This is a genomic window from Rhizobium sp. BK377, assembly GCF_014193935.1.
In the GTDB taxonomy this organism is placed as follows: domain Bacteria; phylum Pseudomonadota; class Alphaproteobacteria; order Rhizobiales; family Rhizobiaceae; genus Rhizobium.
On record NZ_JACIAC010000020.1, the window covers coordinates 1 to 1,233 of the forward strand.

Below are 1,233 nucleotides of genomic sequence, written 5' to 3' on the forward strand. Positions count from 1 at the left end.
CGGCCGGACCGGGATTGCTGTGGACCTGCCGGGAATGGAGCGTTTTGGCGCGGTGTAAGCCGTGGCGATCGCACCTTCCCGTCTGCCGTCCCAAATCGGCCAAGCACATAAGATTGCTAATAAAAACCCCGGTTGAAAATTAAAACTCCTGATTTTGCATAAACTTAACGCAACTGCGAAGTTTGCTGCGATGCGAAATTTCTCTGGACTCGGTTAAACAAATGTCGCAAATTTAGGATGTAGTAGGGTTAAACGTCGCCTAACACCGTAGCGCCTTAATCTGGCGCTAACCAAGCCAGCGAATGACACCGCCGAAAGCTTCAACGTCCCAAGCTTCGAAATCCAAAGCTTCAAAATACAAAGGGTAGATCCTTGAGCGTCATGGACCTTAACAAGAGTATTTCTGAAGAGAGCTTTCGCGTTGCCCCTGTTCGTCAGGTCAACGCGAGGTTCCCTGTTGCCGCACTCGACAGCATCGCCGCCCCGCCCGCCTCCGTGCAGTTCGCGCTGAAGCGGGCCTTCGATATTGTCGCCGCGGTCAGCGCCCTCATCGTGCTGGCGCCGCTTCTTCTGGTCGTCGCCGCCCTGATCAAGATGGACAGCCCCGGTCCGGTGCTCTTCAAGCAGACCCGCTGGGGCAAGAACTGCCGGGCCATCAAGGTCTACAAGTTCCGCTCGATGCGCACGGACATGCAAGATGTCACCGGCGTTGCCCAGACCGTGAAGAACGATCCGCGCGTCACCCGTGTCGGCGCTTTCCTGCGCCGCTCCAACATCGACGAGCTGCCGCAGCTTCTCAACGTGCTGAAGGGCGACATGTCGGTCGTCGGACCGCGCTGCCATGCAATCGGCATGCGTGCCGGCGGCATGCTCTACGAAGAGCTGGTTCCGGAATATCATCACCGCCACGCCATGCGGCCCGGCATCACCGGTCTGGCGCAGATGCGCGGCCTGCGCGGCCCGACCGACCGCCCGGCCAAGGCACGCGCCCGCATCGCCAGCGACCTCCACTATGTCGAGAACTTCTCGCTGCTGATGGATATCCGCATCATCATCGGAACGCTGATTTCCGAACTGAACGGCGGCAAAGGCTTCTGATTGGAAAGAAGACGGTATCGGCTGTTACAGCAGCCGATACCGGAATGCCCGGGCGACCGCCTGCATGCGGTTGACCGAATCCAGCTTGCGCATCGCGCTCTTCAGATATCCCACCACCGTATGCGACGACAGATC

The 1,233-nt window shown here is 58.8% G+C and carries 1 protein-coding gene and 1 pseudogene; one reads left to right on the forward strand and one right to left on the reverse strand.

Annotated features, from left to right (window positions below; translation table 11 throughout):
* The first annotated feature begins 381 nt into the window (after nt 1-381).
* Nucleotides 382-1,098: a sugar transferase gene (locus tag FHT92_RS29055; RefSeq protein WP_409527183.1), complete on the forward strand. Its 717-nt coding sequence runs from the start codon at nt 382-384 to the stop codon at nt 1,096-1,098.
* 24 nt (nt 1,099-1,122) lie between these two features.
* On the opposite strand, the pseudogene FHT92_RS29580 reads toward FHT92_RS29055, so the two are convergent.
* Nucleotides 1,123-1,233, reverse strand: a pseudogene (locus tag FHT92_RS29580) (helix-turn-helix transcriptional regulator); the annotation flags it as partial.

Excerpts from the sequence above, each read along its gene's own strand:
- FHT92_RS29055 (WP_409527183.1), top strand. The coding sequence starts at position 382 with ATGGACCTTAACAAGAGTATTTCTGAAGAGAGCTTTCGCGTTGCCCCT.